Here is a 13,824-nt window from a genome sequence, read left to right as displayed (position 1 = left end):
GCTCAAATATCCTCCGGGGGTCCGGGGGTGGAAAACCCCCGGCGCGTTCCGCCCTCGGAACTCCTCCAATCCAGGACCCTCCATGACCGAAGCGACCACACCCGACGGCGAGCGCATCGCCAAAGTCCTCTCCCGCGCAGGCGTCGCCTCGCGCCGCGAGGCCGAGCGGATGATCGAGCTCGGTCAGGTCGCGGTGAACGGCAAGGTGATCGACAGCCCGGCGCTGAACGTGACCGCCGCCGACCGGATCACCGTCGATGGCAAGCCGCTGGCCGCGCCCGAACCGGCGCGGCTCTGGCTCTATTACAAGCCCGAGGGCCTCGTCACCTCCGCCTCCGACGAGAAGGGCCGCGAGACGGTCTTCGACCATCTGCCCGAGGACATGCCCCGCGTCATGTCGGTCGGCCGGCTCGACCTCAACTCCGAGGGCCTCCTGCTCCTGACCAACGACGGCGAGCTGAAGCGCAAACTGGAGCTGCCCTCGACCGGCTGGCTGCGCAAGTACCGCGTCCGCATCAAGGGCAACCCGGCCGAGCCGGATCTGGAGCCGCTGCGCAAGGGCATCACCGTCGAGGGCGAGAAGTTCCAGCCGATGAGCGTCAGCCTCGACCGGATCCAGGGCGCCAATGCCTGGCTCACCGTCGGCCTGCGCGAGGGTCGCAACCGCGAGATCCGCCGCGCCATGAGCGCCATCGGCCTCACCGTGAACCGGCTGATCCGGGTCAGCTACGGCCCCTTCCGCCTGGGCGAGCTGCAGCCCGGCGAGGTCGAAGAGGTGAAGGGCCGCGTGCTGCGCGACCAGCTCGGCCTCGATCCGCGCTCGGAAGAGGCTTCGGGCCGCAAGCCCGCGCCGAAACCCCTGCCCAAGGCCGACCCCGTGCGCCCCGGCACCCCCGGCAAGGCGCCGCGCGCCGGCTGGGCTGCCGCCAAGCCCGAAGCGAAGCCGGGCCGCTCCGGCGCCGATCCGGCCAAGCCCGCCGGCAAGACCACGGTCAAGACCTTCTCCCGCCGCCCGCCCCGGCCCGAGACCGCGCCGACCCTCGCCGCCGAGGCGATCGACGCGCCGAAGGCCTGGCGCAAGCCCGCCGCTCCCAAGGGCAAGACCGGCGCGCGCGGCATGGCGCCGAAACCCGGCGCGGCACGGCCCGGTGCCGGCAAACCCGGTCCCCGCCCCAAGCCGCGCGGCTGATTTCCGCGCCGCCACTGGCGACGGTCCCGGCGCCTGCCTATATTCGGCAGGCGAGCCGCAACAGTCACAGGAGGCGCTCATGTCTGCAAAAGGCGTTCAGACCCTGGCCTTCCTCATGCTGGTGGGGCTGACGATCTATGTCGCCTCGCTGGGAGGCGCCTGATGGCCCAGCGGTTCGGGGGCAGATACAGCCCCGATAATGCCAAGCCCGATCCCGCCGCCGCCGCGCCGCCCGGGCGCCGCCCCAACGCCTGGGACGGCAAGCGCCGCAGCAAGGTGGGCACGCGCTCGACCTTCCTCTTCTTCCTGCCGGTGTTCTTCGTCATCAACGCCTTCCGCGGCGACCCGTCCGAGCTGATCCTCGGCCTCGGCGCCGCCGCCGCGCTGATCCTCGCCGCATGGCTCACCCGCGAGGGCATCCACGCGCAGGAGGCCTATGACGCCCGCCGCATGGCCAAGCGCCCGGCGATCCCGCGCAAGATCTTCGGCTCGGTGCTGACCGGCGCGGGCCTGTTTGCCGGCAGCCTGATGGGCGACGCGGGCAGCATCGCCGCCGCCGCCATCGGCCTGATCGGCGCCGGGCTGCACAGCCTCGCCTTCGGTCTCGATCCGCTCTCCGACAAGGGCACCGACGGGGTGGAGTCGTTCCAGACCGACCGCGTCGCCCGCGCCGTGGACGAAGGCGAGAAGCATCTTGCCGCGATGCGCGAGGCGATCCTGCGGCTCGACGACCGCGCGCTGACGACCCGCGTCGACGGTTTCGCCAGCACGGCGCGCAGCCTGTTCCGCGGCGTGGAAAGCGACCCGGGCGATCTGACGGCGGCGCGCAAGTATCTCGGCGTCTACCTGATGGGTGCCCGCGACGCGACGGTGAAATTCGCCGATCTCTACGCCCAGAACCGCGACGCCTCGGCCCGCGCCGATTACGAGGCGCTGCTCGGCGATCTGGAGACCAACTTCGCCAGCCGCACCCAGGCGCTGCTGACCAACAACCGGAGCGATCTCGATGTCGAAATCGGCGTCCTGCGCGAAAGACTGCTGCGGGAGCACTAGCAGATCGCGGATTCTGCACGGAAATCCGCCGATGGCGGGAACGGCCCCGCCCCGGGGGCGTTCTTCCGGGGCACGGATGATTGTGGCGCCATTTCACCTTTCGTATAGACTTACCCTGTAGTCCCTCCCTGTCCCGCATCGGACAGCGCAGCCTTTTCAGAGCGAGGCATTTGATGACCGACACCGTCCGCAGCAAGGCCGCCGAAGCGCATGCCGAAGTCGAGCAGGTCACCGCGACCCAGCTGCCAACCCCCGGGCAGGAGGTCACGCCGCTCTCCGAAGCCCCCGCCCCGGTGGCCGAGACGATCCGCCAGCGCATCGCCGAGCTCGACATGTCCAACACCCAGTCGATCATCTCCTTCGGCTCCGGCGCGCAGGCGGAACTGCAGACCATCAGCCAGCAGATGCTGAGCGACGTGAAGAACAAGGACGTCGGTCCGGCGGGCGACTCGCTGCGCTCCATCGTCGCCACCATCCGCGGCTTCTCGGTTTCCGAACTCGACGTGCGCCGCAAGCCGAGCTGGTGGGAACGCCTTTTGGGCCGCGCCGCGCCCTTCGCCAAGTTCGTCGCGAAATACGAGAACGTGCAGGCCCAGATCGACCGGATCACCGAAAGCCTGCTCGGCCACGAGCACAAGCTCCTGAAAGACATCAAGTCGCTCGACAACCTCTATGCCAAGACGCTGAACTTCTACGACGAGCTGGCGCTCTACATCGCCGCCGGCGAGGAGAAGCTGCGCCAGATCGACACCACCGACATCCCGCGGAAGGAAGCGGAGCTTGCCGCGGCCCCCGAGGCCGATCAGGTGATGCAGGCGCAGGAGCTGCGCGACATCCGCGCCGCCCGCGACGATCTGGAACGCCGGGTGCACGACCTCAAGCTGACCCGTCAGGTCACCATGCAGTCGCTGCCCTCGATCCGTCTGGTGCAGGAGAACGACAAGTCGCTGGTGATGAAGATCAACTCGACGCTGGTGAACACCGTGCCGCTCTGGGAGACCCAGCTGGCGCAGGCGGTGACAATCCAGCGCTCGCGCGAGGCGGCGGGGGCGGTGAAGGCCGCCAACGACCTGACCAACGAACTGCTCACCGCCAATGCCGAGAACCTGCAGCAGGCCAACCGCGCGATCCGCACCGAGATGGAGCGCGGCGTCTTCGACATCGAGGCGGTGAAGAAGGCAAATGCCACACTCATCGCAACAATCAACGAGAGCCTTGCCATTGCCGATGAAGGCAAGGCAAAACGCGCAGCCGCCGAGGTCGATCTGAAGCGCATGGAAGCCGAGTTGCGCGACACGCTCGCCTCGGCCCGTGCGCGCAAGACGGGTCTCGGCGACACGACCGGCACGTCCGTCCGCCCCTGAGGAGTCCCGCCATGCGCGCAGGCCAGCACCGCAGTTCCGCCCTGATCACGGGCCTTGCTTTGCTGGCGCTGACCGCCTGCGAAACGGCCGTGCCCCCCCCCGAGGCCCCGCGGGTGAGCCCGGTGGCGCGGCCCGCAGGCCTGTCGCAGCCCAAGCCCGAATCGACGCAGAGCCGGATGATGCGCGCCTATTACGACAAGGTGCAGTCCGACCTTCTGGCGCAGGGGCTGCTGCGCACCGACGGCGGCGGGCAGGACACGCCCTATACCGACCGGATGTTGGCCGACAACTTCATCCGCATCGCGCTCTACGACGAATACCAGCGCGGCGCCGCGGGCTTCGCCCAGCGCGAGAACGAGAGCCGCCTGCGCCGCTGGACGGTGCCGGTGCGCGTCGGGCTGAATTTCGGCGCCTCGGTCCCGGCGGAACGCCGCGCCACCGACCGTGCCCGCATCGGCTCCTATCTGGCCAAGCTCTCCAGCCTGACCGGCCATCCCATCGGCCTCTCGGAAGCCGCGCCGAACTTCTTCCTGCACATCGTCAACGAGGACGAGCGCCGCGCGCTCGGCACCACGATCAACGCCGCCCTCCCCGGCCTCTCGCCGGTCGAGGTGGCGGGCATCACCGAGATGCCGCCCTCGACCTATTGCCTGGTCTATGCGCTGTCGCAGGACCAGACCGGCACCTATACCCGCGCCTTCGCCGTGATCCGCGCCGAACACCCCGACCTCCTGCGCCTCTCCTGCCTGCACGAGGAGATCGCCCAGGGTCTCGGCCTCGCCAATGACAGCCCGCGCGCCCGGCCCTCGATCTTCAACGACGACGAGGAATTCGCGCTGCTGACCGTGCAGGACGAGCTGATGCTGAAGATCCTCTACGACCCGCGGCTGCGCCCCGGCATGACCCCGGCAGAAGCGCGGCCCATCGTCCAGACCATCGCCTACGAACTTCTGGGCGGCGAAAGCTGAGACATGGCCGGGCCCACCCCTCCGGGCTACGTCGCGGCTCCGGCCGGGGGGCGGTTCCCGTTGCCTCGGGCACGGGGACTTATATGATCGGGGCGGGGCCGCTTCCCCCGCTCTCCGTTCCGAAGACATAAGGACGAACCATGGCGATCTTCGATTTCCTCAAAGGCGAATTCATCGACGTCATCCATTGGGTCGATGACACCCGCGACACGATGGTCTGGCGTTTCGAGCGGCAGGGCCATGCGATCAAGTACGGCGCCAAGCTGACGGTGCGCGAGGGTCAGGCGGCGGTCTTCATCCACGAGGGGCAGCTTGCCGATGTCTTCGGCCCCGGGCTCTACCAGCTCGAAACCAACAACCTGCCGATCATGACCACCTTGCAGCACTGGGACCACGGCTTCCAGTCGCCGTTCAAGTCCGAGATCTACTTCGTCAACACGACCCGGTTCAACAACCTGAAATGGGGCACCAAGAACCCGATCATCTGCCGCGATCCCGAATTCGGCCCGATCCGGCTGCGCGCCTTCGGCACCTATTCGATGCGGGTCACCGATCCGGGCCATTTCATGACCGACATCGTCGGCACCGATGGCGAGTTCACCTCGGACGAGATCAGCTTCCAGATCCGCAACGTCATCCTGCAGGAGTTGTCGCGCGTGCTGGCGGCCTCGGGCATCCCGGTGCTCGACATGGCGGCGAACACCGCCGATCTGTCGCGGCTGGTGACCACCGCCATCGCCCCCACCATCGCGGGCTACGGGCTGACCCTGCCGGAGTTCTACATCGAGAACATCTCGCTGCCCGAGGAGGTGGAGAAGGTGCTCGACAAGCGCACCTCTGCGGGGATCGCGGGCGATCTGACGAAATACATGCAGTTCAATGCCGCCGAGGCGATGGGCTCGCCGCAATCCGCGGCAGGCTCGGCCATGGCCACCGGCATGGGGGCGGCGATGGGCCTCGGGATGGCGCAGGGCATGGGCCAGCCCGGGCCCTGGGGCGCCGCCCCCGCCGCCGCGGCTCCCCCACCGCCGCCGCCCCCGATGGAGCCGCAGTGGCATGTCGCTGCCAATGGCGCCACCGAGGGCCCCTTCGCGCAATCGGCGCTGCTCGCGCGCGGCCTGACCGCTGCCACCCTCGTCTGGACCCCCGGGCAGGAGGGCTGGAAAGCCGCGGGCGAGATCCCGGCGCTTGCCGCGCTGCTCGCCACCGTCCCGCCGCCCCCGCCGCCCGGGGCCTGAGGTGGTGCAGGCGACCCACTGGCCCTGCGAGAGCTGCGGGGCCGATCTGCGCTTCGCCCCCGGCCAGACCGAGCTGCGCTGCGGCCATTGCGGCCATGTCCAGACGATCCCCGATCTGCCCGCCCGCCGCAGCCTCGCCCTGGGCGAGCTCGACCTGCAGGAGGCGCTGGCCAACCAGCTGCCGGCCTCGGAAAGCCAGGATGTCCGCACCACCCGCTGCCCCTCCTGCGGCGCGCTGGTCGAATTCCAGGGCGCGACCCATGCCACCCAATGCCCGTTCTGCGCCACCCCCGTGGTCGCCGGCACCGGCGAGACGCGGCAGATCAAGCCGCAGGCGCTGATCCCCTTCGCCCTGACCGAGCGGGAGGCGCGGGCCTCGATGACCAAATGGCTCGGCAGCCTGTGGTTCGCGCCGAACGGCCTCGTGCAATACGCCCGCAAGGGCCGGGCGCTGGACGGGCTCTATGTCCCCTACTGGACCTTCGATGCCGCCACCCGCAGCCGCTACCAGGGCCAGCGCGGCACCTATTACTACACCACCCGCACCGTCACCGTGCAGGTGGACGGCAAGCCGCAGCGCCGGACCGAACAGGTGCGCCACACCCGCTGGGCCGCCGCCTCGGGCTGGGTGTCGCGCGCCTTCGACGACGTGCTGGTGCTGGCCTCCACCAGCCTGCCGCAGAGCTATACCGAGGCGCTGGAACCCTGGGATCTGACGGCGCTCACCGCCTACCGCCCCGATTATCTCGCGGGCTTCACCGCCGTAGGCTATACCGTCAGCCTCGGCGACGGCCAGACCCGCGCGCATGAGATCATGGCGGGGGTCATCCAGCAGGACGTGCGCGCCGACATCGGCGGCGACGAGCAGCGGGTGACGCGGGTCGAGACCGAGCACTCGGCCGAGACCTTCAAGCACATCCTGCTGCCGATCTGGATGGCGGCCTACAAGTACAACGGCAAGACCTACCGCTTCGTCGTCAACGGCCAGTCCGGCCGGGTGCAGGGCGAACGGCCGTGGTCGGCGTGGAAGATCGCCTTCGCCGTGCTTCTGGCCCTCATCGCCGCGGGCATCGCCGCAGCGCTCAGCCAGATGCGCTAGACGAACATCGCGACGAGGCTCGACAGCAGATCGCGCAGCGGCGCGAACATCGAGGCGATCTGCCAGGTGCAGAAGAACACCAGCGGATAGAACAGCGTGGCATGCGAACGTGCCATCGCCTCGACATCGAGCTTCAGGAAGGCCCGGGTCAGCAGCGGGATCAGCAAGAGGCTCATTCCCACGCCCACCGCCGCGCCAACCAGCACATCGCCCGCGTAATGCAGTCCGAAATAGATCCGCGGCAGGCAGATGATGAGCGCGGCATGCAGCAGCGCCGCCGTGCCCACCGCGCGATGCACGAGGAAGAAGCCGGTGGCGATGGCGAAATACAGCACCGCGTGGTCGCTCGGCATCGAGCTCCAGCCGTCCAGCGTCTCGCTGCTCAGGCTCGGCAGCAGGCGGAAGCCCAGCTCCGGGTCATGGATCGGCCGCGGGCGGTAGGGCAGCATCGTCGCCAGCCCCCGCCCGACGAAGACCGCCAGCACCGAGACCACCAGCACCGACAGGAGCCGCGCGCGGAACAGCAGCGACGCCTTCTGCCCCGAGAACCACAGCCCCCAGAACAGCATCATCACCGCCAGCCCCTTGAACAGCGGGTTGCGCTCGACGATGTGGATGAAGGCATCGAAGCCCGGGAAGGTGCCCAGAAAGCTGTTGATGAAGAGCGAGAGTCTCAGGTCCAGGGCGAAAAGGGCTTCGAGCATTGCGTTCTTCATCCAATCTTTATCAAAACGTCACAGAAATGACATAATCATTTCTATTGCGATACGTTGGATAAACAACCGGCAAGCAGCTTTTATTCCCCCGAAGTGAGGGTTCACGCGGAAAACAGGCGTGATCCCGCCGGTTTTCGCCCCGATCGGCCCGTTTGGCCTCCTGAACAGGCGCTCAGGCAACCGCCGCGCGGTAAAGATGCCAGCTCGCATGGCCCAGCGCCGGCATCACCAGCACCAGCCCCAGAAGCGCCGGCACCGTGCCGATCAGCAGCCCAAGGGCCACGATCAGCCCCCAGACCGCCATCGTCCCCGGGTTGCGCAGCACCACCCGGACCGAGGTCACCACCGCCTGCACCAGCCCCACGTCGCGGTCGAGCAGCAGCGGAAAGGACACCGCGCTGATCGCCAGCACCGCCGTGGCGAAGACGAAGCCGACCACCATGCCGAGCCCGATCATCGCCCAGCCCTCCGGCGTGCCGGTCACCGCCTGCGCGAAGCTGCCGAAGGTCCAGCGCAGGTCCGAGCCGAGCGTCGCCTTGAAGATCAGGTTCGCCGCCATGATCCAGGCCATGAAGATCACCAGATGGAACAGCGCCAGCGCCAGAATGGCCCCGAAGCGCGGCGAGCGGACCACATCGGCCAAGGCCGACCAGTCGGTCTCCTGCCCCGCCTCGCGCCGCCGGCTCATCTCGTAAAGCCCGACCGCCGCCACCGGCCCGACCAGCGCGAAGCCCGACAGGATCGGGAACAGCAGATGCAGGCTGCCCTGCACCGCCGCCGTCGCCAAGAGCAGGCCGATCATCGGATAGATCAGGCAGACGAAGATCACGTCGGAGCGGAAATATCCCGTGTCCTCCAGCCCCTTGCGCAGCGCGTCGCGCAGGTCGTCGGTGTCGATCCGCTGCACGCGCGGCATGTCCACCGCATGGTCGCGCCCCGTCGAGACCGTGGCCTGCGACAGATAGCCGACCGCCGAACCGACGGCATCGGCAGACCACGACAGGGGATTTCCGATTGTCTTGGGCATGGTTCAACTCCTCGCAAGCGCGCGGAGCCGGATCTCTCCGCCCGCGGCAGAGTGAATGGCAGGCCGGGTGACGCCCCGGTCCTGCGATGAGCCTAGCACAAAAGTATGAGATTTCCGTTCGTAATTTTTTCTACGCCCTCGATAGGCGGTCCTGGAAGAGGGCCAGGATAAAGCCCGGCCCTCCCCCCGCATCACCTTCACCAAATATGCGCGAAAGGGACGTTCTACGACGCTAGGATCAACGGCAGACCCAGCAGGAAGATCACGAAGATCAAAGTTGCGGAGATGATACCGGCGTATCCCGTTCCATGAGCCGAAAAGCCGCCGGGGCGAAAGGTGTAGTTTATCGAAGGCGCGTGAGTAGCCATGTGGCACTCCATACAGGGAAGAAGCTCCTGCCCGAGCGTGCCCCGGACAGGGAGTTATTGACCCGATGAGAGATGGCTGGTCTAAGGAAGTTGCAGACTATCCCTAACCGACTACGCTGATGCCGTCCGATGCCGGGCGGCATTTTGCGTTCTCAAGGACACCTGTTCGGGTATGACCCCTACGATCGGTTCTTCTGTTTGTAGGTGGACGTTTGAGCGGTGCCCTGATCTGACGGTAGAGTTATATCCCGGGCGGGTGCAATCGGGATAATTTGTCTCACCCAGCGATTTTCGGCTTGACCCGTAGGAGGTCTGTTGGTGCTAGGAGATTCAACAGATGCCGTATTGCGGCGCGCGGATCCAAGCTCTGGAATGCTCGCCGGTTGCTCACTCGCTACGAGGCAAGGATGAGCGGCATACCCAGCAGGAAGACAACGAAGATCAGCGTTGCCGATTTGCGGTTACATGCAGAGTAATCACAGGCAGGACGAATTTGGTTACCTTGGTCCACAGCCTTCGCCAGCGGCCTAGCCGGCCATTGCGCTGCATTGGACGAGGAGAAGCGCTGCCCCTTGCTTGGGCTATTCGCGAGAGTTCAGCAGCGCTTCGCTGGCACCCTCAGAACAAATGCTTAAGAATTCACGAACACGATTGACAAAGTCTATTTTTCTCAAACCCTTACCCCGATTTTCACGTGTGAAAATCCGCCCTCCCCCGAAGCTGCCCCGTTGACACCGCCTGCCCCGCCCCCGATAGAACCTGCATCCAAGCGGAGGCCCTGATGACCGACCTGACCCGAGTCCTCGATCACGCCCACATCCCCGAGCTTCCCAATCCCTATTACGGCAAGGTCCGCGACTGCTACGACCTGCCCGCGGATGCGGAAAACCCGGCCCGGCGCATCCTGATCTCCTCCGACCGGATCTCCGCCTTCGACCGCATCCTCGCCGCGATCCCGTGGAAGGGACAGGTCCTGACCCAGGTCGCCCGCTTCTGGTTCGACCGGACCGCCGACATCTGCCCCAACCACGTCCTCTCCTACCCCGACCCCAACGTTGTGATCGGCCGCCGCCTGACGATCCTTCCGGTGGAAATCGTGGTGCGCGGCTACCTCGCGGGGACGACGGGCACCTCGATCCTCACCCTCTACAAGAAGGGTGTGCGGGACATGTATGGCCACACCCTCCCCGACGGGCTGGCCGACAACGCCCCCCTCCCCACCCCGATCATCACGCCCACCTCGAAAGCCTTCGACGGCGGCCATGACGAGCCGCTGACGGCGGAAGAGATCCTGGCCCAGGGCCTGCTCACCCCCGCCCAATGGGAGGAGGTGTCGCAGAAATCCCTCGCCCTCTTCGCCCGGGGCCAGGCGATGGCCGCCGAGCGCGGCCTGATACTCGTCGACACGAAATACGAGTTCGGCATCGACGAGGCAGGCACGATCCTGATCGCCGACGAGATCCACACCCCGGATTCCAGCCGCTACTGGCTCGCCTCGGGCTACGAGCAGGCCTTCCGCGACAGCGCCCGCCCGCCCTCCTTCGACAAGGACGTGATCCGCTCCTGGGTCGCCGCCCGCTGCGACCCCTACACCGACGACATCCCCGAGATCCCCGCCGAGATCATCGCCACCACCGCGAAAGCCTATATCGACGCCTATGAGGCGATCACCGGCGAGACCTTCGTGCCCGACGCCAGCGGGGCCACCCCGCTCGACCGGGTGCGGGGCAATCTCGCGCCCTATTTCCGCTGACCTTCCGCGCGCCAACCCTGACAGGAGCCCCCATGATCCTCTGCTGCGGCGAAGCCCTGATCGACATGCTGCCCCGCGAAACCAGCGCGGGCGAGCCCGCCTTCGCCCCCCACGCGGGCGGCGCGGTGTTCAACACCGCCATCGCCCTCGGCCGCCTCGGCGCGCCGACGGGGTTCTTCTCGGGTCTCTCGAACGACCTCTTCGGCACCCAGCTGACCGAGACGCTGGCGGCCTCGAAGGTCGACACCTCGCTCTGCGCCCGCTCGAACCGGCCCACAACGCTGGCCTTCGTCCGGCTGGTGGAGGGTCAGGCGACCTATGCCTTCTATGACGAGAACACCGCCGGGCGGCTCCTGTCGCGCGACGAGCTGCCGGCCCTGCCCGAGACGGCGGAGACGCTGTTCTTCGGCGGCATCTCCCTCGTGAACGATCCCGCCGCCAGCACCTATGCCGCGATGATGGCGCGCGAGGCGGCGTCGCGGGTGACGATGATCGACCCCAACATCCGCCCCGGCTTCATCACCGACGCCACGGCCTACCGCGCCCGCATCGCCGAGATGATCGCCATGGCGGATATCGTGAAGCTGTCGGACGAGGACCTGCACTGGCTGGAAGGTCCGGGCGACCTGACGGGGCTGGCGCGCTGCATTCTCGCGCGCGGGCCGAAGCTGGTGCTGATCACCGAGGGCTCCAAGGGGGCGCGGGCGATCACCCTGACGCAGGACCGCTTCGTTGCCGCCACCGCCGTGACCGTGGCCGATACGGTCGGCGCGGGCGACACGTTCAACGCGGGCGTGCTGGCCGCGCTGCATCGGGCCGGGGCCTTGAGCAAGGCGGCGCTGGCGGAGCTGTCCGACGAGACGCTGGACGCGGCGCTGAGCCTCGGCACCCGGGCGGCGGCGATCACCGTCTCGCGCGCCGGGGCCAACCCGCCCTGGGCCGACGAGCTCTGATGCGCGCCCTGATCCAGCGCGTGCGCCACGCCTCGGTGGTGGTGGAGGGTGAGACGATCGGCGAGATCGGCCCGGGCCTCCTGATCCTGATCTGCGCCATGCAGGGCGACACCGAGGCGGCGGCCGACCAGCTTGCCGCCAAGATCGCCAAGCTGCGCATCTTCAAGGACGAGGCGGGCAAGATGAACCGCTCTGTCAAGGACATCGGCGGGGCGGCCTTGATCGTCAGCCAGTTCACGCTGGCCGCCGACACCAGCCGCGGCAACCGTCCCGGCTTCTCCACCGCCGCCGCGCCCGACGAGGGCCGCAGGCTCTACGAGTATTTCACCGACCGGGTGAAGGCCGAGGGCATCGTCACCGCCAACGGCAGATTCGGTGCCGACATGGCGGTGAGCCTGCTCAACGACGGGCCGGTGACGATCTGGATGGAAAGCTGACGTTCGCCCCACCCGCGCGAGCTAGCGTTCCCCCCGCCCGCGCAGCCGCCGCTCCAACCGGCGTAGCGCGAGCGACAGCGTGACGGTCATCGTGAGATAGATCAGCGCCACCACGTTGTAGGTCTCGAAATAGCGGAAGTTGCCCGCCGCCGTCACCTTGCCGAGCTGGGTCACGTCGGTGACGCCGAGCACCGAGACGAGGCTCGAATCCTTCACCATCGCCACGAAGTCATTGCCCAGAGGCGGCAGGATGGTGCGGAAGGCCTGCGGGAAGACGACGAGGCGGAAGCGCAGCCAGCCCGACATGCCGAGCGCCTCGGCAGCCTCGACCTGCCCCTCGTCCACCGCCAGAAGGCCGGCGCGGAACACCTCGGCCAGAAAGGCGGCGTAGGCCAGCGTCAGCGCCAGCACCGCCCGCCACAAAAGTGAGACGTCACGGGTGCGCAGCGGCTCCAGCCCCGTCCAGCCGGTGAGCCAGTTCCATGCCGCGACCCCGGCAGGGGCCAGCACGAAGGCAACGTAGAGCAGCAGCACGATGATCGGCACCCCGCGCACCACCTCGACGTAGAAGCGCGCCAGCTGCCGCAGCACCACCCAGCGCGACAGCGCCGCCATGGCAAGGCCGAGCCCCAGCAGGCATGCCAGCCCGAAGGCGGTCAGCGTGACGAAGACGGTGATGCCGATGCCCTTGGCCAGCGTCGCCAGCACCTGCGCATAGACCGGGGCGCTGGCTACCTCCCAGAACAGCCAGCCCGCGATCCCGGCAAGCGCCAGCAGCCACCACGGGAAATCCTCCTGCCCGGGACGACGCCTCACGCAGGCCTACTCGCCCATCTTGAAGTCGAGGAACCATTTCTCGTCGAGGGCCGCCGTGGCGCCATCGGCCTTCATCGCGGCGATGGCCGCATTGACCGGGGCCACCAGATCGGAGCCCTTCGGGAAGATGAAGCCGAAATCCTCGGCCCCGAGCTTCTCGCCGACGATCTTCAGCCCGCCCTCCGAGGCCGCGACATAGCCGTTGCCCGCGGTGCCGTCGGTCAGGACCAGATCGACGTCGCCCGCGCGCAGCGCCTGCACGCCCGCGCCGAAGGTCTCGAACATCTTCATCCGCGGATTGGCCTCGTTGCCGTCGAGCACCTCGTAGATGCCCACATAGAAGGGCGTCGTGCCGGGCTGGGCGGCGATCAGCAGGTCGGGATCGGCGGCGAAGCTTTTGGCGTCGGTGAAGCGATCCTCGTCGCCGCGCACCAGCATGACCATTTCCGAGCGCATGTAGGGGTCGGAGAAATCCACCTGCTCCTTGCGGTCGTCGCGGATGGTGATGCCGGTCATGCCGATATCGTATTCCCCGGCCGCGACCGCCGGGATCATCGCGTCCCAGCTGGAGTTCTGGTAGCTGACGGTCATGTTCAGCCGCTTGGCGATCTCGGCCATGGCGTCGTATTCCCAGCCCACGGCCTTGCCCGAGGCATCGACGAATTGCAGCGGCGGATAGGCGTTCTCGGTCACCACCACCACTTCGCGGCCCTGCAGATCGGGCAGAGCCTGCGCCAGAGCGAGGCCGGGCAGCAGTGTGGCGAGGGCGGCGGCGCGCAGAAGGGGGGCGATCATGGGGAAGCTCCGTTGCGGGGGACGCTGCGAGATTACGCCGCAGGGCTT

At 67.8% G+C, this 13,824-nt stretch carries 13 protein-coding genes; 9 read left to right on the top strand and 4 right to left on the bottom strand.

What is annotated here, in order from left to right:
- Positions 1 to 82: 82 nt before the first annotated feature.
- The 6 genes from AC3A5Z_RS17980 (at position 83) to AC3A5Z_RS17955 (ending at position 6,911) form a co-directional block, all read left to right on the top strand.
- Positions 83 to 1,189, top strand: coding sequence for a pseudouridine synthase (locus AC3A5Z_RS17980; RefSeq protein WP_487520693.1), 1,107 nt, complete (start codon positions 83 to 85; stop codon positions 1,187 to 1,189).
- Positions 1,190 to 1,351: 162 nt separating this feature from the next.
- On the top strand, positions 1,352 to 2,242 hold the full coding sequence (locus AC3A5Z_RS17975; protein ID WP_487520692.1) for a 5-bromo-4-chloroindolyl phosphate hydrolysis family protein: 891 nt from the start codon (positions 1,352 to 1,354) through the stop codon (positions 2,240 to 2,242).
- 173 nt (positions 2,243 to 2,415) lie between these two features.
- Positions 2,416 to 3,606 carry a toxic anion resistance protein gene (locus tag AC3A5Z_RS17970; protein WP_487520691.1) on the top strand — a complete coding sequence of 397 codons (1,191 nt, stop codon included), beginning with the start codon at positions 2,416 to 2,418 and terminating at the stop codon, positions 3,604 to 3,606.
- Between the two features lie 11 nt (positions 3,607 to 3,617).
- Positions 3,618 to 4,574, top strand: a complete 957-nt coding sequence (locus AC3A5Z_RS17965) for a DUF2927 domain-containing protein (RefSeq protein WP_487520690.1) — start codon at positions 3,618 to 3,620, stop codon at positions 4,572 to 4,574.
- A 140-nt stretch (positions 4,575 to 4,714) separates the two neighbouring features.
- A complete protein-coding gene (locus AC3A5Z_RS17960; RefSeq protein WP_487520689.1) occupies positions 4,715 to 5,812 on the top strand; it encodes an SPFH domain-containing protein in 1,098 nt (365 codons plus the stop codon).
- A 1-nt stretch (position 5,813) separates the two neighbouring features.
- The gene (locus AC3A5Z_RS17955) at positions 5,814 to 6,911 is read left to right on the top strand and encodes a TFIIB-type zinc ribbon-containing protein (RefSeq protein WP_487520688.1); all 1,098 of its coding nucleotides are present in this window, start codon (positions 5,814 to 5,816) and stop codon (positions 6,909 to 6,911) included.
- On the opposite strand, the gene AC3A5Z_RS17950 is transcribed toward AC3A5Z_RS17955, so the two are convergent.
- Together AC3A5Z_RS17950 and AC3A5Z_RS17945 are read right to left on the bottom strand one after the other, a co-directional pair.
- Entirely contained in the window at positions 6,908 to 7,615 is a 708-nt protein-coding gene (locus AC3A5Z_RS17950) for a phosphatase PAP2 family protein (RefSeq protein WP_487520687.1), read from the bottom strand. The two genes, AC3A5Z_RS17955 and AC3A5Z_RS17950, sit on opposite strands and share 4 nt — an antisense overlap.
- A gap of 184 nt (positions 7,616 to 7,799) precedes the next feature.
- Positions 7,800 to 8,654, bottom strand: coding sequence for a DUF2189 domain-containing protein (locus tag AC3A5Z_RS17945; protein WP_487520686.1), 855 nt, complete (start codon positions 8,652 to 8,654; stop codon positions 7,800 to 7,802).
- Between the two features lie 1,149 nt (positions 8,655 to 9,803).
- Between AC3A5Z_RS17945 and AC3A5Z_RS17940 the strand changes: the two genes are divergently transcribed.
- Genes AC3A5Z_RS17940 through dtd form a run of 3 tightly spaced genes read left to right on the top strand, consistent with a single transcriptional unit; the run spans position 9,804 to position 12,165 of the window.
- Positions 9,804 to 10,775, top strand: coding sequence for a phosphoribosylaminoimidazolesuccinocarboxamide synthase (locus tag AC3A5Z_RS17940; protein WP_487520685.1), 972 nt, complete (start codon positions 9,804 to 9,806; stop codon positions 10,773 to 10,775).
- A 32-nt stretch (positions 10,776 to 10,807) separates the two neighbouring features.
- Positions 10,808 to 11,728 carry a carbohydrate kinase family protein gene (locus AC3A5Z_RS17935; RefSeq protein WP_487520684.1) on the top strand — a complete coding sequence of 307 codons (921 nt, stop codon included), beginning with the start codon at positions 10,808 to 10,810 and terminating at the stop codon, positions 11,726 to 11,728.
- Complete coding sequence (gene dtd, locus AC3A5Z_RS17930; RefSeq protein ID WP_487520683.1) at positions 11,728 to 12,165, top strand: D-aminoacyl-tRNA deacylase; 438 nt, start codon at positions 11,728 to 11,730, stop codon at positions 12,163 to 12,165. The genes AC3A5Z_RS17935 and dtd overlap by 1 nt, the downstream gene beginning before the upstream one ends.
- A 21-nt stretch (positions 12,166 to 12,186) precedes the next feature.
- Here the strand turns inward: dtd and AC3A5Z_RS17925 are convergent, their stop codons facing one another.
- Both AC3A5Z_RS17925 and AC3A5Z_RS17920 read right to left on the bottom strand, forming a co-directional pair.
- On the bottom strand, positions 12,187 to 12,981 hold the full coding sequence (locus tag AC3A5Z_RS17925; RefSeq protein ID WP_487520682.1) for an amino acid ABC transporter permease: 795 nt from the start codon (positions 12,979 to 12,981) through the stop codon (positions 12,187 to 12,189).
- Positions 12,982 to 12,987: 6 nt separating this feature from the next.
- Positions 12,988 to 13,776: a transporter substrate-binding domain-containing protein gene (locus AC3A5Z_RS17920; protein ID WP_487520681.1), complete on the bottom strand. Its 789-nt coding sequence runs from the start codon at positions 13,774 to 13,776 to the stop codon at positions 12,988 to 12,990.
- Positions 13,777 to 13,824: the final 48 nt, after the last annotated feature.

Source organism: Cereibacter sp. Soil_C_27, from assembly GCF_057657095.1.
This window is presented reverse-complemented; position numbering and strand designations above follow the sequence as displayed.